The organism is Variovorax sp. J22G73, from assembly GCF_030317035.1.
Classification (GTDB): domain Bacteria; phylum Pseudomonadota; class Gammaproteobacteria; order Burkholderiales; family Burkholderiaceae_C; genus Variovorax.
Genome location: NZ_JASZYK010000003.1, coordinates 578352 through 597695 on the forward strand (window position 1 = coordinate 578352; position 19344 = coordinate 597695).

At 70.4% G+C, this 19344-nt stretch carries 16 protein-coding genes; 6 read left to right on the forward strand and 10 right to left on the reverse strand.

The window, feature by feature from the left end; all coding sequences use genetic code 11:
• Positions 1-7: 7 nt before the first annotated feature.
• Genes QTI51_RS15255 through QTI51_RS15265 form a run of 3 tightly spaced genes read right to left on the reverse strand, consistent with a single transcriptional unit; the run spans position 8 to position 2993 of the window.
• Positions 8-1480 carry a sensor histidine kinase gene (locus tag QTI51_RS15255; RefSeq protein WP_286514866.1) on the reverse strand — a complete coding sequence of 491 codons (1473 nt, stop codon included), beginning with the start codon at positions 1478-1480 and terminating at the stop codon, positions 8-10.
• Positions 1449-2135, reverse strand: coding sequence for a response regulator transcription factor (locus tag QTI51_RS15260; RefSeq protein WP_286514868.1), 687 nt, complete (start codon positions 2133-2135; stop codon positions 1449-1451). The genes QTI51_RS15255 and QTI51_RS15260 overlap by 32 nt, the downstream gene beginning before the upstream one ends.
• 15 nt (positions 2136-2150) lie before the next feature.
• A complete protein-coding gene (locus QTI51_RS15265) occupies positions 2151-2993 on the reverse strand; it encodes a MipA/OmpV family protein (protein WP_286514869.1) in 843 nt (280 codons plus the stop codon).
• A gap of 195 nt (positions 2994-3188) precedes the next feature.
• On the opposite strand from QTI51_RS15265, the gene QTI51_RS15270 reads away from it, so the two are divergent.
• The 4 genes from QTI51_RS15270 (at position 3189) to QTI51_RS15285 (ending at position 9975) form a co-directional block, all read left to right on the forward strand.
• Positions 3189-4721, forward strand: coding sequence for an efflux transporter outer membrane subunit (locus QTI51_RS15270; protein ID WP_286514870.1), 1533 nt, complete (start codon positions 3189-3191; stop codon positions 4719-4721).
• Positions 4702-5877: an efflux RND transporter periplasmic adaptor subunit gene (locus tag QTI51_RS15275; protein WP_286514871.1), complete on the forward strand. Its 1176-nt coding sequence runs from the start codon at positions 4702-4704 to the stop codon at positions 5875-5877. Before QTI51_RS15270 ends, QTI51_RS15275 begins: the two co-directional genes overlap by 20 nt.
• The gene (locus tag QTI51_RS15280) at positions 5874-8993 is read left to right on the forward strand and encodes an efflux RND transporter permease subunit (protein ID WP_286514872.1); all 3120 of its coding nucleotides are present in this window, start codon (positions 5874-5876) and stop codon (positions 8991-8993) included. The genes QTI51_RS15275 and QTI51_RS15280 overlap by 4 nt, the downstream gene beginning before the upstream one ends.
• Before the next feature lie 196 nt (positions 8994-9189).
• Entirely contained in the window at positions 9190-9975 is a 786-nt protein-coding gene (locus tag QTI51_RS15285) for a transglutaminase domain-containing protein (protein WP_286514873.1), read from the forward strand.
• Here the strand turns inward: QTI51_RS15285 and QTI51_RS15290 are convergent.
• From QTI51_RS15290 to QTI51_RS15300, 3 genes are all read right to left on the reverse strand, one after another.
• A complete protein-coding gene (locus tag QTI51_RS15290) occupies positions 9962-10360 on the reverse strand; it encodes a hypothetical protein (protein WP_286514874.1) in 399 nt (132 codons plus the stop codon). The genes QTI51_RS15285 and QTI51_RS15290 overlap by 14 nt on opposite strands.
• A gap of 398 nt (positions 10361-10758) precedes the next feature.
• Complete coding sequence (locus QTI51_RS15295; RefSeq protein ID WP_286514876.1) at positions 10759-12339, reverse strand: linalool dehydratase/isomerase domain-containing protein; 1581 nt, start codon at positions 12337-12339, stop codon at positions 10759-10761.
• The gene (locus QTI51_RS15300; RefSeq protein ID WP_286514877.1) at positions 12326-12955 is read right to left on the reverse strand and encodes an SCO family protein; all 630 of its coding nucleotides are present in this window, start codon (positions 12953-12955) and stop codon (positions 12326-12328) included. Before QTI51_RS15300 ends, QTI51_RS15295 begins: the two co-directional genes overlap by 14 nt.
• A gap of 88 nt (positions 12956-13043) precedes the next feature.
• Here QTI51_RS15300 and QTI51_RS15305 point away from each other — a divergent pair, with 88 nt between their 5' ends.
• The gene (locus QTI51_RS15305) at positions 13044-13763 is read left to right on the forward strand and encodes a TetR/AcrR family transcriptional regulator (protein WP_286514879.1); all 720 of its coding nucleotides are present in this window, start codon (positions 13044-13046) and stop codon (positions 13761-13763) included.
• Here the strand turns inward: QTI51_RS15305 and QTI51_RS15310 are convergent.
• From QTI51_RS15310 to QTI51_RS15325, 4 genes are all read right to left on the reverse strand, one after another.
• Positions 13752-14726: a PDR/VanB family oxidoreductase gene (locus QTI51_RS15310; protein ID WP_286514882.1), complete on the reverse strand. Its 975-nt coding sequence runs from the start codon at positions 14724-14726 to the stop codon at positions 13752-13754. The genes QTI51_RS15305 and QTI51_RS15310 overlap by 12 nt on opposite strands.
• A complete protein-coding gene (locus QTI51_RS15315; RefSeq protein WP_286514884.1) occupies positions 14723-16258 on the reverse strand; it encodes an NAD-dependent succinate-semialdehyde dehydrogenase in 1536 nt (511 codons plus the stop codon). Before QTI51_RS15315 ends, QTI51_RS15310 begins: the two co-directional genes overlap by 4 nt.
• A gap of 7 nt (positions 16259-16265) precedes the next feature.
• A complete protein-coding gene (locus QTI51_RS15320; RefSeq protein ID WP_286514886.1) occupies positions 16266-17258 on the reverse strand; it encodes a Bug family tripartite tricarboxylate transporter substrate binding protein in 993 nt (330 codons plus the stop codon).
• An 80-nt stretch (positions 17259-17338) separates the two neighbouring features.
• Positions 17339-18352: a Rieske 2Fe-2S domain-containing protein gene (locus tag QTI51_RS15325; RefSeq protein WP_286514888.1), complete on the reverse strand. Its 1014-nt coding sequence runs from the start codon at positions 18350-18352 to the stop codon at positions 17339-17341.
• Positions 18353-18506: 154 nt separating this feature from the next.
• On the opposite strand from QTI51_RS15325, the gene QTI51_RS15330 reads away from it, so the two are divergent.
• A complete protein-coding gene (locus QTI51_RS15330) occupies positions 18507-19310 on the forward strand; it encodes an IclR family transcriptional regulator (protein ID WP_286514889.1) in 804 nt (267 codons plus the stop codon).
• Positions 19311-19344 lie beyond the last annotated feature (34 nt).

Below are 19344 nucleotides of genomic sequence, written 5' to 3' on the forward strand. Positions count from 1 at the left end.
GTCGGCCTTATTGCGGCGTTGGCGCGCCGGCGCTCGCAGCGCCCGGGACGGCATCGCGGCCACTGGCGGAACCGGAACCGGCACCGGGCGCCTCTGCCGACGGCTGCGGCCCCAGTGCAATGACGAACTCGGTGCCCGGCGACGCCGCGTGCGCCGTCAACCGCCAGCTGTGCGCCAGCGCGATCTCCTGGCAGATCGCAAGGCCCAGCCCCGCGCCTTCGTCGCGCCGCCCGGCGCCGCGCCAGAAGCGGTCGAAGATCTTCGGCAGGTCTTCGACCGGAATGCCTGGCCCTTCGTCGCGCACCGAAATCCGGTGCGCATCGGCGGCAAGCCGCACCACGCCGTGCGGCGGCGAATGCTGGATCGCGTTTTCCAGCAGGTTCTTCAGCAGCGTGAAGAGCGCCCCTCGGTCCGCCTGCCAGGCCAGCGCGTCCGCTGACACATGCAGCGCCAGCCGAACCTCGCGGCGCCCGGCCAGCCGACCGAGGTAGTCGCCCACCTCGTCCACCAGCGCGGCCGCGCCGACGGGGCCGATCTTGTAGTTGCACAGCTCCGTGGCCTCGGCCAGGTGCAGGAGCTGGTTGACGTGCCGGGCCATCTGGTCGACGTCGCGAATCAAGGCCTCGCGATCGAGCGCGGCATCGCCGTTGCCGCCGAGCTCGATCTGCGCGCGAATCAGCGAGAGCGGGGTCTTCAGCTCGTGCGCCGCCGCCGACAGGAAGTCTTGCTGCGCGCCGTAGCCGCGCTCGACCCGGTCCAGCGCCCGGTTGAAGGCCTCGATCAGCGGCAGCATTTCCGAGGGCAGCCCCTGCACACTCAAGCGGGCGTCGAGCGTGCGCGGCGTGATGCGCGCGGCACCCTCTGACGCCGCGCGCAGCGGCCTGAGCATGCGGCCCAGCGTGAAGTACATGGCCACGGCGAACACCAGCACCGACGCAAGGCTGGCCAACAGAATGCCTTGCCCGAGCGCCGGCAGCCCGACGCTGCGGTCCATGAGCTCGATCAGCCGCTGGCTCACCGCCACCTGCACGTACCACTGCTGCCCCGCGTGCGCCACGCCGTGCGTCACCACGCGCACCGGCAACCCGTTCGACACCGAATCGAAGCCGTGGTCGAGCTCCCCGAAGCCCCCGGCTCCTTCGGCGAACAGCGCGACGGCGCCTTGCCCGGCCGGCAGCACGACGGTGCCGGCCGCGTCGAGCACGCGCACCGATATTTCCTGGCCCATGCCCGTGTAGAGCCAGCTCGGGAGCTTTGCGTCGTTCAACCCGCTCGGGCGCCCCGCCGCATCGAACTGCAGCTCGCGCCCGATCAGTCGCGCATGCGTGCTGATGCCTTCGTTCAGCGTGTTGCCCTGCAGCAGCACCGTTGCGGCGCTCACGGCCACGATCAGCACGATGCACACCAATATGCCGGCGACATACGCGCCCAGCAGGCGCGCGCCGAGGCTACGCGGCCAGCGGAGCTTCGCGAAGCGCATAGCCGTGCCCCCTGACGTTGGCGATCTGCAGCGACGACCCCACGGCCTGCAGCTTTCGGCGCAGGCGGTGCAATGCCACGTCGAGCGCATTGGGCGTGACGGCTTCCGACAGCCCCCACGCGGCCGACTCGAGCGCGCCGCGGCGCACGGTGTGGCCGCCGCTGCGAACCAGGCACAGCATGATCTGCAACTCGGCCGGCGCGAGCGTGACGCTGTCGCCGGCGCAGGCCAGCGTGCCGTTTTCCGGGTGCACGCGAATGTCGGCGAAGCCCGGCGACAGGCTCTGCAGCTGGGCCGGCCTGCGCAGCAGCGCGCGCACGCGCGCGACCAGCTCCTCCATGGGAAAGGGCTTGGCCAGGTAGTCGTCGGCGCCCGACTCGAGACCGTCGACGCGGTCGTGCAAGGCGTCGCGCGCGGTCAGCATGAGGCAGGGCATGCGCATGCCGGCTTCACGCAGGCGGCGCACCAGCGCCAGGCCGTCGCCGTCGGGCAGGCCGCGGTCGACCACCAGGGCCGCATAGGGCGTTTCGCGCAGCGCGTGCCAGGCGAGGTCGATGCGCCCGAACACATCGGCCTCGATGCCCGCGCCGGCCAGGGCCTTGCACACCAGGGCGGCCATGCGGTCGTGGTCCTCGATCAGCGCGATGCGATTCATGCGGCCGAGCATGCATCAAAAACGATAGAGATAGCCGGCGGAAAACGACGTCAGGCTCGAGCGGTTGACCAGTGGGCTGTTCTTGACCTGCTTGCCCAACTGCGTGGCGCTGACATCGACGAACACCGATTGGCGGGCGTCGATGGCATAGCCCACGCGCAGGCCGACTTCGGTGTTGAGCGTCGAGGCCCCGAGGTAGGCGGGGCGCCCGGTGCGCGCCTCGTCGGCGCGCACGCCGTAGTAGTAGTCGACGTATTTCCTGTCGAGCCAGGTGGCCTCCACGCGCGGCGTGAGGGTGAAGTTGCCCGCGCGGAAATCGCGCTGCACGCCCAGGCGAAAGTTCTGGCCCTTGCTCTTGCCCGAGGCGTCGCCGAGCCATTCGGCCGAAACGTCGGCGATCTCGTTGCGCCAGGTGACTCCGGCGCCGAGCCAGAGGCTGCCCTTGCGCTGCGCCATGCCTTCAAGGATCGGGGCGTCGTCCGGCTTGTAGCCGCCCAGGCCGTACTTGGCGCGCAGGCCGAAGCTCAGCGACGAGCGGGCGCCCAGGTCGAACCTGGAGAGCTTCAGCTCCGCCCCGGTGCCGAGCACGCGCACGTAGCGGTTCTCGAAGTAGATGAGCGGAAGACCCTGGGTCTTGTTGCCTGCGCCGGTGTAGGGCTGCTGCTTGACGCCGGCCGCGACGCCCAGGCCCCAGCGCGAAACGTCGACCGGCGGTTCGGCCGGGGACAAGGACTGGTCGAGGCTGGCGTCCTGCGCCCATGCGGCGGAGGAGACCGACAGGGCCAGCAGGCCCGAAGACAGGGCGGCAAGCCGGTGAGAAGAAGCGAACAGGGAGCGAAGCGAGGAGGCACGCGGCATGGCTGGGCCAATCAGGGTTGTGAGGGAAGCCCGCATCCTCGGGGCGGCCGTCTTACTGCGTTCTTACTGGGCACCGGACGCCGGACGCTTGACGCCAGAAATGACAAGGCCGCGATTCGCCATCGGCGCCGCCCGGTAAGCGTGCAGCAAGACAGGCGGGCCGACGATGCGACCAGCTTTTCAACCGGAGTTCGCGTGCCTTCTCTTCTTCCCGTATTGCTGGCCGTCTGCACATTGGCTGGCGGTTGCGCGACACAGCCCGGCTACGTGCGACCTGCGCTCGGTATGCCGTCGTCATGGTCCACGCCTGCAGAACCTGCCGAGACTGCCGGGCCTGTCGGGACCGCGCCGCCGGTTCCGGCCAATGCCGGTGATGCCGGTGATGCCGGCGATGCCGGCGATGCCGGCGACGCGTGGTGGAAAGCCCTGTCCGACCCCGCCGTCGACGCGCTGGTTTCCGCTGCACTGGCCGACAGTCCCACGCTCGCGCAGGCCATCGCGCATGTGGACGAAGCGCGGGCCGCGTTCGGCGGCAGTGCCGCGCAGCGCCTGCCTGCGGTTGGCTTCACATCCACCGCTGGCCGCGGTCGCAGCCTCGACAGCGGCTCCGACTCCGGTGCCGGCACCGTCACCGGGAGCTCGGCCAGCGCGGGCCTGTCGCTGAGTTGGGAGCTGGACCTGTTCGGGCGTGTGCGCGACACCGTCACGGCCAGGCGCGAACGGCTCGACGCACGCACGGCCGATGCGCGCGCGGCCCGGCTCGCGCTCGCCGCGGAGGTGGCCAACGGCGTGCTGGCATGGCGCGGCTGCGCGTTCTCGCAGCAGGTGCAGGCAGCGGACATCGACTCGCGCGCCCGCACGCTGGCAATGACGCGCAACCGGCTGGCCGCCGGCTTCGCCGCCGCGGTGGACGAGGCGCGCGCGGCCAGCGGCCTTGCGGCCGCGCGCACCGAGCTCGCTGCGCGGCAGGCGCAGTGCGAGCGCCAGATTCACGCCCTGGTGGCGCTCACGGGCCAGCAGGGCGCGGCCGTGCGCGAGCAGGTGCTTGTAACGCCGGGCGGCGGCGCAGACTGGTTCATGCCCGCGCCGCCGGCGCTCGCGCTCGCCGTGCCGCCCGAGGTGCTTGCAGCGCATCCGAAAGTGAGGGCGGCCGACCGGGAGGCGGCCGCGGCCTGGGCCGACATCGGCGCGGCCCGCGCCGCGCGGTTGCCTCGCGTCGACCTGGGCGCGCTGCTGACCGGCAACTGGATGCGCGCCGCCGGCTCGACGCTGCACGCCACGAGCTGGTCGCTGGCCGCGAACCTGGCCGCGCCGCTCTTCGACGGCGGTGCGGGCGCGTCGGCCGTGGACACCGCCGAAGCGCGCTACCGCGCGGCCGTGGCCTCGCTTGCACAGGCCGTGCGGCAGGCCGCGCAGGACATCGAGAACGCGCTGACCGATGCCGCCTCGGCCGCTCGGCGAATGGACACCACGCGCGAGGCCGTCGCGGCCGCGCGCACCACCTTCTCGGCGACCGAGGCGCGCTGGCTCGCCGGCGCGGTCAGCCTGTTCGAACTCGAAGACGCGCGCCGCCAGCTCGCGGGCGCCGAAGACAGCGCCATCGCCGCGCGGCGCGACCGTGCGCAGGCATGGGTCGCGCTCATCAAGGCGTCGGGCAATTCCGCCGCAGCCACCACGTTCAACCTTGTTCCCCAGCCGGACCTTCTCCATGCAGACGCCTTCCACTGACTTCCAGCCCGCCGACACGCCACCGCCACGCGCCTCCCGCAAGCTCTTGCTGTTCGCGCTCGCCGGCACGGCGCTCGCGCTGCTCGCCTCGGCTGCCGTGCTCGGCTTCGGCGGCCCGCGGAAAAAGACCACCGTGCCCGCGGCCGCCATCGCCGCGCTGACGGTGCAGAGCGCCACCGCCCGCGAGGTGCCCTGGCCAGCGACGCTCGATGCGTCGGGCGCCATCGCGCCCTGGCAGGAAACCGTGGTCGGCACGCAGGTCGCCGGCCTGCGGCTGGTCGAGCTGCGCGTCAACGTCGGCGACACGGTGCGGCGCGGCCAGCTGCTCGCGCGCTTCGACGCCGACACGCTGCGCGCCGATTGCGACCAGCTGCAGGCCGCGCTCGACCAGGCGGTGGCGCAGGCCGCGCAGGCGACCACCAACCGAGACCGCGCGCTGAAGCTGCAGGGCAGCGGTGGCATCAGCGAGCAGGAGGTGCTGCAGCACGTGACGCAGGCCGACAGCGCGCGCGCCCAGGTCGGCGCGGCCCGCGCGCAACTGGCCTCGCGGCGGCTCCAGCTGCGCCACGCCGAAGTGCTCGCGCCCGACGACGGCGTGATCAGCGCGCGCAGCGCGACCCTGGGCGCGGTCGGCACCGTGGGGCAGGAGCTGTTCCGGCTGATTCGCCAGGGCCGGCTCGAATGGCGCGGCGAGCTCACGGCCACCCAGTTCTCGCAGGCCGAGCGCGGACAGCAGGTCGTGCTCGCACTGCCGGACGGGCGCAGCGTGGAGGCCCGTGTTCGCCAGCTCGCGCCCACGCTGGACGCGCAGACCCGGCTGGGCCTGGTCTACGCCGACCTCGCGGCCGGCGGCCCGGCGCGCGCCGGCATGTACGCCGGCGGCAGCATCCTGCTGGCGCAACGACCAGCGCTGGTGGTGCCGGCAGCGAGCCTGCTGCTGCGCGACGGGCGCACCCATGTGTTGAAGCTGACCGGCACGCAGCGCATGCAGCGCGTGGTGCTGCAGACCGTGGTGGCAGGCCGCCGGCGCGCCGACGAGGCGGAGATCGTGCAGGGGCTGGCCGCGGGCGAGCGGGTGGTGGCGCGGGGCGCGGGCTTTCTCAACGACGGCGACACGGTTCGCCTCGCGGACAGCCACGAGGGCCAGACACCGTGAACCTTGCCACCTGGTCGATCCGCAACCCCATTCCATCGATCCTGCTGTTCGTGCTGCTGACGCTGGCCGGCGCGTGGGGCTTTCGCAGCCTGCCGGTGCAGAACCTGCCCGACATCGAGCGGCCCTCGGTGAACATCAGCCTGTCGCAGCCCGGCGCCGCGCCCGCGCAGCTCGAGACGGAGGTCGCCCGCAAGGTCGAGGACTCGCTCGCGTCGCTGGACGGCCTCAAGCACATGCGCACCACCATCGGTGACGGCACCGTGGCCATCCGTGTCGAGTTCGAGCTCGGCAAGAAGTTGTCCGACGCATTGATCGAGACCAAGGACGCGGTCGACCGCACCCGGTCCGACCTGCCCGCCGACCTGTTGCAGCCGACCGTGCAGGCGGTGCGCTCGGGCGGCGATGCGATCCTGACCTACGGCGTGTCGCTGCAAGGCGCGAACGAAGAGGCGCTGTCGTGGTTCGTCGACGACACCCTTGCCAAGACGCTGTCAGGTGTTGCCGGCGTCGGCCGCTTCGAGCGCCTGGGGGGCCTCACGCGCGAGGTTCGGGTGGCGCTCGACCCGACCCGGCTCGCGGCGCAGGGCGCGACCGCGGGCGAGGTGTCGCGCGCCCTGCGAAGCGTGCAGCAGCAAAGCTCGGGCGGGCGCGGGCGGCTGGGCGGGGAAGAGCAGTCTGTTCGCACCGTCGCCACCGTGCAGATGGCCAGCGAGCTCGCGGCGCTGCCGATTGCGCTGGCCAACGGGCGTTCGCTCAGGCTCGACCAGGTCGCCACGGTGAGTGACACCGCCGCCGAGCGCACGCAGGTCGCGCGGCTCGACGGGCAGCCGGTGGTGGGTTTTCGCATCTACCCCGCCAAGGGCAAGGACGTGACGCGGATTGCCGACGGCGTGCAGCAGGCGCTCGGCCGCTTGCAGGGCCGGTACCCCGGCCTCGTGGCCACGCAGGTGGCCACCAGCGTCGACTACACGAAGGAGCAGTTCAGCGGGTCGCTCGACATGCTGTACGAGGGCGCGGCGCTGGCGGTGCTCGTGGTGTGGCTCTTTCTGCGCGACTGGCGCGCGATGCTGGTGGCGGCCTCGGCGCTGCCGCTGTCGATCCTGCCGACCTTCGCGGCCATGGCGTGGTTCGGCTTCTCGCTCAACACCGTGAGCCTGCTGGCGCTCGCGGTGACGGTCGGGATCCTGGTGGACGACGCCATCGTCGAGATCGAGAACATCGAGCGCCACGCGCGCATGGGCAAGCCCATGCGGCAGGCCGCGGGCGACGCCGTGACGGAGATCGCGCTCGCGGTCATGGCGACCACCATGGCGCTCGTGGTGGTGTTCCTGCCGACCGCCCTGATGCCCGGCGTGGCGGGGCTCTTTTTTCGAGAGTTCGGGTGGACCGCGGTGGCGGCGGTGCTGGCGTCGCTGCTGGTCGCGCGCCTGCTCACGCCGATGATGGCCGCATGGCTGATACGGCCGCATCGGCCCGCTGCCGTAGGCAGCCCTCCAGAGCTGGCCGTAGGCAGCCACCCGGAGCTGGCCGTGGGAAGCCACGCGGAGCTGGCCGATGGCCGCCTGATGCGCGGCTACCTGCGCGCGGTGCGCTGGTGCCTCGCGCACCGCAAGACGACCCTCGCGCTCGCGGGCCTGTTCCTCGTCGCCTCGCTGGCGCTGGTGCCGCTGCTGCCGACCGGGCTGATGCCGGCCTCCGACCGGGGCTACACGACCGTCAGCGTCGAGCTGCCGCCGGGCAGCGCGCTCGCGGACACCCTGGCCGCGGCGGAGGCCGCGCGGCTGCGCGTCGCGGCGGTGGCCGGTGTGCGCCGCGTGCTGGTGTCCGCCGGCGCGGGCGACGGCAGCGGCTCGACTTCTGGCGGCGGCCCGGGCGATGCACGCAAGGGGTCGCTGGTGCTCACGCTGGCGCCGCGCGACCAGCGCGGCAGCCAGGCGGAGGTGGAGCACGCGTTGCGCGCCGCGCTCGCATCGGTGCCGGGCGCGCGATTCACGGTCGGAAGCGGTGCGGTGGGCGAGCGGCTGTCGCTGGTGCTGGCGAGCGACGACGCATCGGCGCTCAGGCACGGCGCGCAGGCGCTCGAACGCGAACTGCGCGGCGTGCCGGGGCTCTTCAACGTGAGCTCCACCGCCAGCCTCGAGCGGCCCGAGATCGTCGTGCGCCCCGATGGCGCGCGCGCCGCCGAACAGGGCGTGAGCACAGCGGCCATCGGCGAGACGGTGCGCGTCGCCACCACCGGCGACAACGACGCGCAGTTGGCGCGGCTGAACCTCGACAACCGGCAGGTCTTCATCCGCGTGCGCCTGCCCGAGGGGGTGCAGCAAGACATGGCCGCGCTGGCCAACCTGCGGGTGCGCGGGCGCGACGGCCTCGTGCCGCTCGCCAGCGTGGCGCGGCTGCACGTGGAAAGCGGTCCGGCCCAGATCGAGCGCTTCGACCGCCGCCGCTACGTGACGCTGGGCGCGGAACTCGGCGGCATGCCGCTGGGCGATGCGCTCGCCGCGGCCCGGGCACTGCCTGCCGCGCGTGCGCTGCCCGCGAGCGTGAGCATGGTGCGCACCGGAGACGCCGAGATCATGGAAGAGCTGCGCCACGGCTTCGGCCTGGCGATCGTCATCGGCGTGCTGTGCGTGTACTGCGTGCTGGTGCTGCTGTTCAAGGACTTCGTGCAGCCGCTGACCATCCTCTCGGCGATGCCGCTGTCGCTGGGCGGTGCCTTCGTCGGCCTGCTGCTGGGCGGCAGCGAACTCGACATTCCGGCGCTGATCGGGCTGGTGATGCTGATGGGCATCGTCACCAAGAACTCGATCCTGCTCGTCGAATACGCCATCGTCGCGCGGCGCGACCGCGGCCTGGCGCTGCATGAGGCGCTGGTCGACGCATGCCACAAGCGCGCTCGCCCGATCCTGATGACCAGCATCGCCATGGCGGCGGGCATGCTGCCGATTGCGCTCGGCCTCGGCGCCGACGCGAGCTTTCGCCAGCCGATGGCGCTGGCGGTCATCGGGGGGCTCGTGACGTCGACCGCGCTCAGCTTGCTGGTGGTGCCGGTGGTGTTCGTATGCGTAGACGGCGCTGAGCGACTGTTCAAGCGCTTGTTCTGCGCAAGCGCGTGACCGAACGTGTGGCCGCCGGCATCGGAGATCGGCGCCAGCCTACGTGATGCCGCTCGAAGGGTGGCAGGATGCCTTTCGCGATCAAGCCATCTCCATCTCTTTTTCCCCTGGTGGCACCCGTTCGTTCACCCCCTTCCAAAGTCTTCTTTCCAAGCTCCCACAGGATGTACCCATGAGGCTTCACGCAACTTGCCAGATGACCGTGACCGCGAGCAGCGACTGCCCCGTGGTGGCCATGCTCCGTCCGCGCAGCGGAGACGCGCAATGGATGGTCAGCGAGCGGTACGAGCTGCACCCCTGGGTGCCCACGACCGAGTACGTCGACAGTTTCGGCAACCTGTGCCAGCGCATGAAGATCCCGCAGGGCGAGATGCGCATCGAGGTCGAGATGATCATGGAAGCCGAGGCCGCCATCGCCGTGGCGCCGAGCGCCGGCGCGGTGCCCGTGGAAGACCTGCCCTTCGATGCGCTGCAGTACCTGCTGCAGAGCCGCTATTGCCCGTCCGACAAGATGGGCGAGCGCGCCGAGCAGATCGCCGGCGACGCGGTGCCCGGCTATGCGCAGGTCGAGGCCATCCGAAGCTGGATCCACACCAACCTCGAATACCGGTACGGCGTGAGCGACGGCTCTACCGATGCCCTGGACACGCTGGACGATGGCGCGGGGGTGTGCCGGGACTTTTCGCATGTCGGCATTGCGCTGTGCCGCGCACTGCATATCCCCGCCCGGCTGGTGGTCGGCTTCCTGCACGAGCTCGATCCGATGGACATGCACGCATGGTTCGAGGCCTTCGTCGGCGGGCGCTGGTATACCTTCGATGCCACGCAGGACCAGCCGCGCGGTGGCCGCATCGTGGTGGCCTATGGCCGCGACGCGGCGGACGTGGCCTTTCTTTCCAACTACGGGCCGTTGGAGATGGGCGACATGAAGGTCACGGTGGAAGAAATCGAATCGAGCGAGACGCGCGTCAGTTCCGCCTGACGGTGAGCGCCACGATCGCCACGCCGGCCGCCACGATCAGCGCGTCTTCGATCAAGCCGCTGCGGGTCTGGCCGATGTGCGCCATCGCGCGCTTGCGGCCGGCGAGCGTCAGGTAGGCCAGGGGCACGGCGGTCGCGACCGCGGTGGCCGCGCCCGCCTGCTCGCGCCCGCGCGGCGCCAAGGCCGCGCCTGCGATGCCGGCGCTCATGACCCGCGCCAGCAGCCCCAGGAACACGGTGCGGTCGGGCGCGGTCTTCATCTTGTCGCCGAACAGCTCACCCGCGCCCATGGCCAAGGCGCCGTACTTGAACACCGGCTGGTCGAGCAGCAGCAGCCGGCCTGGCGTGCGGTTGCCCAGCAGCCGCGCCGCGGCGAGGCTTGCCATCGGTGTCATGGAGCGGGCGCTGGCGACGGCACCGATGAGGGCGGACGAGAGCAATTCTTGGAGCTTCATTTCCAGCTGGAGAAAGTTGACGACAAGAAATCGTCAGCGGCCGCTGGTCTTCCAAACTTCGGCGAAGCCCGCGTCCATGGGTAGGACGGAGGCTGCGGCGTTCGCGTGCGAACGGGTCTGCGGCAGCCTCACGAAAAAGAACCCGCCAAGGCGGGTTCAAGAGACAGCAAAGGGTTGGACGGAGATGGTCGAGGTGCTGCCTCGATGCCAATCTAGGCCATGCCAGAGAGCGCGATTTGTAGGCCAACTGCCTGACTCGCAAAGAACGCTGGTGGTGCCGCTGAGATCACCGGTTCACCGCGTCGGGCGCAGGCGCCTGAAGCGGTGCTTCAGGCTGCGCGCGGCTCGAACACCAGTTCGAAGTCGCGCGCATCACCCTCCGGGCAAGTGAGCCCGATGCCGCCTGCCACCGCGCGAATGTCGAATGCCTGCGACGCCGCCAACTCACCGCCAGTGCCCCGCGCAACAGTCTGCCCGCCTTGCATGAGCGTCCAGTCGCCGCAGTTCGCCAGCCGCCCGATCTCGATGTCGAAGCCGCCGCGGCCCGCGGTGCAACGGCGCACCGTGAAGTGCAGGCGGCGCGCGCCACCTTGCGCCGCTTCCGCCACATGTGCCCGCAGCACATCGACGCCGTCGTCCACCTGCGTCAGGGCCGGGTCGCGGTGGTGCGACGCCGGCCATGGCTCGTTGTACAGCCGCCAGAGCCCATCGGGCACGTTCAGGCTCGCGTAGCCCAGCAGCACGTTGCCGGTCATGGCCTCCACGAGCGTGCGGTAGCCGTCCTTGTCCGCCAGCACGTCGTTGCGTGGGTAGTGAAAGCCGCCGTCGCGCCAGCTGGGCGACATGAAGCGCTCCGCGTGCTTCATGAGCCCGTCCAGCACGGCGGTGTCGCCCATTTCAGAGGCCCAGGTCGCGGCCCAGCCGAAGTCGGAGTCGTCGTTGACGATCTTCTGGCCCATCACCTCGGGACGCTCGAAGGAGCGCACCGACAGCATGCCGTCGGGCTCGTGAATGAGCCAGCCGGCAATCTGCGCGGGGTAGTGGGTGTGCACGAACTCGCGGTTCCACATGTTCATGAGGGTGCCGCACCATGCGTCGACCCAGGGCGAGGGGCCCGCGTTGTCGCGGATGGCGCGGGTGTCCTGCGACATCATGGTGTTGTAGTGGCCGTTGGCGCCCAGCCGGCCGAACTGTTCCCATGCCTTCTGGTAGCCCTGCGTCACTTCCTCGGCCATCGATTCGCCGGTGACCAGGTCGTGCATGCGAAACCCGAGGATGGCGGGCTGGTTGCAGATCTGGAACACGCAGTTGGGCTCGCACGCCACGCCCACGTAGCCGCTCTCGACCATCTGCCAGTAGATGTGCTGGTTGAGGCTGGCCTGGTCGTACGCGAAGCGCCGTTCCTTGCCGCCCCAGAAGAAAGACCAGTAGCTGAAGGTCAGCGCGCCGGGGGCGGCGTAGCGGTCGTCGTCGAACAGGTAGTTGTACAGCAGCGCCATCGACTGCACGTAGGCGCTGTACATGATGTTGTCGCGCCCGACGGGGTTCCAGTCCTCGGTGTAGCCGTCGGACAGGTGCGCGTTGAGCACGCTGCCGCCGCGGCTCACGCGCGCCCAGTACATCCACACTTCGGGCAGCAGCATCTTCTGCATGAAGCGTTCGAACACCGGCTTGAACACGCCCGGCGCGGCGGGCAGCCGGTGGCGATGCGCCAGCGCCAGCGCATAGGCCATGTACGCCATCTGGAAGCGGTAGCCGCCGAAGTCGTCCTGCCCGGTGCCGCGGCCCTGCATGAACGACCAGTCGTTCACCGGCTGGCGCGACAGGTTGGCGAAATGCCGCAGGTGGCCGGCCTGGCGGTCGCTCAGGCGAAGGGTGCCTGCTTGCGTGCTCGAGTCAGTTGGCGGCATCGGCGGTGCGCTCCAGGTGGGTACGAAGGCGGGCGGACACCGTGCCGGCGTCCAGCGTTTCCGCGAAGTGGGTGGCGTAGCTGCCACCCGGCGCCATGAGGTAGGCGAGCGCGGTGTGGGGCACGACATAGCCGCCCGGCGCGTCGGCGTCGGGCACCGGCGCAGCGAACACGCGAAACGATTTCTTCGCGGCCTCGACCTGCTCGGGCGAACCGGTCAAGCCGAGGAAGCCGCCGGCAGCGTGCGTGGCTGGGTCCGTGGCTGGGTGGGTGTACTGCGACAGGTAGCGCTGCAGCACCGCGGGCGTGTCGCGCGCCGGGTCCACCGAGATGTACAGCGGCTGCACGCGCTCGGCCAGCGGGCCCAGCATTTCCAGCGCGGCGCTCAGCTTGGAGAGCTCTCGCGGGCACACCACCGCGCAGTGCGAGAAGCCGAAGAACACCAGCAGGTGCTTCGCGCCGAAGCTGCCTTGGTTCACGGCCTGGCCGAAGTGATCGACCAGCTCGAACCGGCCGCTCACCGGTGCCGGCGGCGCGACCGTAGACGCAACCGGCTTCGTGTCGGCGGCTGCTGCGCAACAGCAGGACGGGGTGGCGCTGGCAAGTGTTTCGGGCATGGCCGGATTTTATTTGAACGTGTTCAATAAGTATCGGGGTTTTCCCCGCCGCACCTATACTTTTGCGTTCTGTCACCTGGTCGTACCGATGCCATTCCGCAAGCCGAGCAGCGAGATTCTCAGCCGCGCCCGCACCCCCGAAGACAAGGAGCGGGTCAAGGCCGCGTTCATCGCCGCCGGCCGCCGCCTGGTCAGCCAGGAAGGGTTGGCCGCCGTGTCCTTGCGCCGCGTGGCCACCGAGGCCGGCTACGCGCCGGGCGCGATCTACCAGTACTTTCGCGACCAGCAAGACCTGTTCTTCCACATTCGCGGCGAAGACATGCAGGCCGCCACGCAGAAGTTCAGGCGCGTGGTCGCGCGCACGCCCGACCCGGTCGAGCGGGTGAAGAAGCTGTTCATCGGCACGGCCGACTACTGGCTTTCGCACATGGAGGATTTCCTCGTCATCTTTCCTGCACCCGCGGCGCGTTCGGCGACCGACGGGTTCGCGAAGTCGCAGGCGGTGCACGACATCCTGGCGCTGTACTACGAGACGGTCGATGCGCTCTTCGAGACGATCGCGCGGCCCACGCTGTCGTCGCGCGCCGCCGCGGACGTGCTGCTTGCCGCGGTGCACGGCACGGTGCTGTTCCCCCACATGACGCCCGGCATGCCATGGACGAAGACGCGCACGATGGTGCGGGAGCTGGTGACGACGATGGTCGACCAGTGGGTGGCGCAGGGTGGAAAGAAAAAGCAGCCCGCAGCCACCAAGCGCAAGCCCGCCTTGGCTGGCTCCGCCCTCACGCCCGGCAAGTCACAGGTCTAGCACCAGCGTCGCGCTCTTCGCGCCCGAGCAGCAGATCATCATGCGGTCGTTCGCGCGCTGCTCCTCGCTCGACAGCACCAGGTCGCGGTGGTCGGGCGTGCCCGCCAGCACCCGCGTTTCGCACGAGCCGCACACACCCTCCATGCACGCGTAGGGCGCGTCCACGCCGGCGGCCAGCAGCGTGTCCAAGATGGTCTGGCCCGGCGCCACGCACACGGTGCGGCCGCTTCGCGCCAGCTCGACGCGGAACCCGCCTTCGCTCGCGGGTGCCTCTTTGGCGCTGAAGTACTCCACATGCACCCGTTCGCGCGGCAGGCCGGCTGTGGCGGCCTCGAAGGCCTCCAGCATCGGGTGCGGGCCGCAGCAGTACAGGTGCGCATCGCCGCGCGCGTCGGCCACGATGCGGTGCAGGTCCAGCCGCTGTTCGCTGTGTTCCCCGCTTTCGCCATGTTCGCCGTCGAAGCTGAAATGCACCCGTCCCGGTGCCTGCGCGTCCAGCGCCAGCAGTTCGTCGTGCCACGCGGCGCAGGCGCGGCGGCGGCAGCCGTAGAACAGCTCCCACGAGCGGCCCAGCGCCTCGAGCCGGCCGATCATCGAGCGCAGCGGCGTGATGCCGATACCCCCCGCGACCAGCACGGTGTGCGGCGCGGCCTCGAACAAGGGGAAGTTGTTGCGCGGCATGCCTACGCGCAGCGTCTGGCCGACGTGCAGCTGCGCATGCACCAGCGCCGAGCCGCCGCGGCTGGTGGGGCTGCGGTGCACGCCGAGCACGTAGCGCTGCGTTTCGGCGGGCGGGTTCGACAGCGAGTAGCTGCGCACCATGCCGTTCGACAGGTGCAGGTCGATGTGCGCCCCCGCCGTGAAGGGCGGCAGCGCCTGCCCCGGCAACGCCCGCAGCTCGAAGGAGTGCACGCCTTCTGCTTCGAGGCGAACCGCGTGCAGCCGAACGTCGAAGGTGCTCATGCGTGCAGGGCAGTGCGAGGTGAGCCGGGGGATCCAGAAACGCCAAGCCCATCGAGCCCGCCCAGGCACACGTACTTCACGACCAGGTATTCCTCGATGCCGTGGTACGAGCCTTCGCGCCCGATGCCCGACTGCTTCACGCCGCCGAAGGGCGCCACGGCGGTCGAGATCAGCCCGCTGTTCACGCCGACCATGCCGACCTCCAGCGCGTCGATGGTCCGCCAGATGCGCGCGTGGTCGCGGCTGTACACATATGCGCCCAGGCCGAACTCCAGGCTGTTGGCGTGCGCGATGGCCTCGGCGTCGTCGTCGAAACGAAAGAGCGGCGCCACGGGGCCGAAGGTTTCCTCCTGCGCCAGCAGCATCGATGCATCGGCGCCGGCCAGCACGGTCGGCTCGTAGTAGCTGCCGCCGAGCGCATGCGGCTTGCCGCCCACCAGCACGCGCGCCCCGCGCGCGACCGCGTCCGCCACATGGCGTTCGACCTTGGCCAGCGCGTCGGCGTCGATCAGCGGGCCGATCTGCGAGCCCGGCACCGTGCCTTCGGCCACCTTGAGCGCGGCGACGGCGCCTGCGAGCTTGTCGGCGAAGCGCTCGTACACGCGCGCATGCACATAGACCCGGTTGGCCGCGATGCAGGCCTGGCCGGCATTGCGAAACTTGGCGACCATGAGGCCGTCGACGGCCGCGTTCAGGTCGGCGTCTTCGAACACGATGAAGGGCGCGTTGCCGCCCAGCTCCAGCGACAGCTTCTTCAGCGTGCTGGCGGACTGGCGCATCAGCAGGCGGCCCACCTCGGTCGAGCCCGTGAAGCTGAGCTTGCGCACCACGGGGCTCGCGGTGAGCGCGCCGCCGATGGCCACCGGGTCGCCGGTGACCACGTTGAACACACCGGCCGGCACGCCCGCGCGCACGGCCAGCTCCATGAGCGCAAAGGCGCACAGCGGTGTCTGCTCGGCCGGCTTCAGCACCATGGTGCAGCCGGCGGCCAGCGCGGCCGCCGCCTTGCGCGTGACCATCGCATACGGAAAATTCCACGGCGTGATGGCCGCGCACACGCCCACGGGCTCCTTCAGCGCCACGATGCGACGGTCGCCCGAGGGCCCGGGAATCACGTCGCCGTACACGCGGCGCGCCTCTTCGGCATACCACTCGATGAACGAGGCCGCGTAGCCCACCTCGGCGCGCGCGTCGTCCAGCGGCTTGCCCTGCTCGGCGGTGAGGATGCGTGCCAGGTCTTCGGCGTGCGCGAGCATCAGGTCGTTCCAGCGCCGCAGCACGCGGGCGCGGGCGGCGGCGGGCAGGCCCTTCCATGCGGGCAGGGCGGCCTGGGCGGCCTCGATGGCGCGTGCCGTTTCGCCGGCGCCCATGGCGGGCACGGCGGCCAGCAGCGCGCCGCTCGCGGGGTCGGTCACGTCGAAGGTCGCGCCGTCGTCGGCGTCGAGCCACTGGCCGCCGATGTGGGCCTGGGTCTTCAGCAGCAGCGGGTCTGCGAGTTGCAGGCGCGCGGGCAGGGTGATGGAGCTCAGCATGTCGTGGTCATTCCAGTTCGATCTTGAATTGCTTGATGAGCCCGTCCCACTTCGCGTAGTCGCTGCGCAGCAGCTTCGCGAAGTCGGCGGGCGAGGTGCCGGTGGGTTCTATTTCGAGCTCGCGCATGCGCGCGACGATGTCGGGCTGCGCGAGCACGGTGCGCGTGTCCGCGGCAATGCGCTCCACCACCGCGGCGGGCGTGTTCTTCGGCAGGAAGAAGCCGTACCAGCCCACCAGGTCGTAGCCCCTCATGCCGGCCTCGGACAGGGTGGGCACCTGCGGCATCGACGCCAGCCGGTGCGGGCCGGTCACGGCCAGGATGTGCAGCGACTTGTCCTTCTGCCGCGTCGCCGCCGTGGCCGACGACACGAAGCCCACGGTCACGCGGCCCGACATCAGGTCGATCAGCATCGGCCCTTCGCCGCGGTAGGCCACGTGGGGCATGTCCACGCCGATGTTCTGCTTGAGCAGCTCGCCGAAGATGTGGCCGGTGGAGCCGATGCCGAACGAGCCGTAGCTGAAGTCGCTGGTGCCCGCTGCCTTCCCCTTGAGGCCGCCCGAGAGCGCCGCCACCGAGGTGTACGGGCTCGCCGGCCCCACGGCCAGCCCCATCGGCTGCGTGCCCAGCTGCGTCACGGGCGCCAGGTCCTTGAACGGGTCGTAGGGCAGCTTGCGGTACAGGCTGGCGTTCTGGATGAAGCCCGTCAGGTGCAGCAGGATGGTGTGGCCGTCGGGCTCGGCGCGCATCACCGCCTGCGTCGCGATGATGCCGTTGGCGCCGGTGCGGTTGTCCACGATCACCGGCTGGCCCCACATGCGCGAGAGCTTCTCGGCCATCGGCCGTATCAACGCGTCGGACGCGCCGCCGGCCGGGTAGGGCACGACGATGGTCACGGGCTTGCGCGGGAAGGCGGCGGGCTCGGCGGCTCGCGCCGCGCCGCTCAAGCCGCAGAGTGTCGCCAGCATGGCGGCGAGGGCCATACGTCGTTGGGTGGTCATGGGGGTTGTCTCTGTGTGGTTGTTCAAGGGGCTGCGTGCACGCGCATGGCCGCGGCTCAGGGTTGGGCCTGGCCCTGGCCCTAGCCCTGACTTTCAGCGAGCGCCATCTTCTGCAGCATGCGGCGCGTGGCCAGCGGCGCCTGGTCGACCGCGATGTCGACCATCGGCGCGCCGGCGCCGTCGGCGAGCACGTTGCGCCACTGGTTCTCCATCAGCACCTTGTCTTCGTGCAGGGTGACCAGGAAGGCATCGGCGAGCCGCTGGGTGATGTCCGCGTCGTCCAGCGCGAAGTCGCGGTACATGGTGGAGAACTTCAGGTGCGTGCCTTCGGTCTCGGGCGTGCAGGGCCCCACTACGCGAATGTTGCGCACCAGCGCCGGGTCGGTGTTGCCCACCGGCTGCGAGCTGATGTCCAGCTGGATGTTGGCGCCCGGCCAGAAGCGGATGGTCTGCGTGCGCCGGGTCTCGCTCCAGCCGAAGAGGCGCTTGAACACCGGCGCGGCCTCGGTGCGCTCCCACTCGCGGTGCACTTCCACGCCGTGCGCCGACACGGTCGTGCGCGGCCTGGTCTCGGCCACGTCCTGCGTGCCGACGGTCTGCTGGTGCGCGTAGCTCACGTGCGACAGGTCCATCACGTTCTCCAGGTTGTAGGTGTAGGGCGCCTCCACGCGCAGCGCGTCGCCGCGCCGGCCCACGTACGCGGGCGAGCTGCACACAGCCGAGAAGTCGGGCACCGGGGTGTGCGCGGCCAGGGCCTTGTCGCCCATCCAGATCCACAGGAAGCCGTCGCGCTCGACCAGCGGGTAGGCCTTGATGCAGGCCTTCGGCGGAATGCGCTCCTGGTTGGGAATGCGCACGCACTGGCCGCTGCCGTCGAACTCCAGGCCGTGGTAGCCGCACTGCACGTGGTCGCCCACGCGCTTGCCCAGGTGCAGCGACACGCGCCGGTGGCTGCAGCGGTTTTCAATGGCCGCGGCGCTGCCGTCCTGGCGGCGGAACAGCAGCACCGGCTCGTTCAGCAGGGTGCGCGGGAACAGCGCGTCGCTCACTTCGTGCGCCATGGCGGCGACGTACCAGCAGTTGCGGGGAAACATCGTTCGATCTCCTTCGTGGGGGCGGGACTGCGAACGAATGTAGGTTTGGCCACCCCGCAGGTGCATCACATATGTGATGAATCGATAGGGGTTAGCGCGAAGCTGCGGCGGGCCGGGGCGCGGCATAGTCGGCTGCCGCACACACCGTTGCCCCATGAAACCCAAAGCTACGCCGGCCCCGTCGACTGCGGCAAACGAAGCGAACGCGCACGCGTCGGAGCGCTCCGAGGTCAAGTCCGCGCGCAGGACGCTGGAAATGCTGGAGTTCTTCGCCGCGCGCCACGGCCCCGCCACCGTGTCGGAGGTGGCGGACGCGTTGGACTACCCGCAGTCCAGCACCTCGATGCTGCTGCGCACGCTGGAGTCGCTCGGCTACCTCATTCACGACGCGGCCACCCGCAGCTACCGGCCCACCTTGCGCGTGATGCTGCTGGGCACCTGGATGCACGACGAGCTGTTCGGCCAGGCCAGCCTGTTCTCCAACATGGAGCAACTGCGCCTGCACACCGGCCAGGCCGTTCTGGTGGGCCTGCGCCAGGGCATCCACGTGCGATTCATTCTTTCGCTGCCGAGCCACAAGCCCAACGCGTTGCGGTACTCCGTCGGCGTGATGAGGCCGGTGTGCCTGTCCGCCGCCGGAAAGATGCTGCTGACGCGCGAGAGCGACCGCGAGGTTCAACGCATCGCGCATCGCGCCAACGCGCAGGCGACGTCTTCGGAGCAGTGTGTGAACGTGCCGGCGCTCGTGGCCGAGGTTCGGGCGTGCCGCGAGCGCGGATGGGCGGAAAGCATCCACTACCCTCGCGCCGGCTACGCGAACCTGTCGATGCTGCTGCCGGCCATTGCCGGGCAGCCTCACATGGGCATCACGCTGGGAATGAGCGTCGACACGCTCAGTGCGCGCAAAGGCCCGCTGCTTCGGGCGCTCGAAAACGCGGTGCGGTCGCTGGTGCCCTGACGCGTTTCGTGGTCGGCCGGCGCAACTGCTCCCG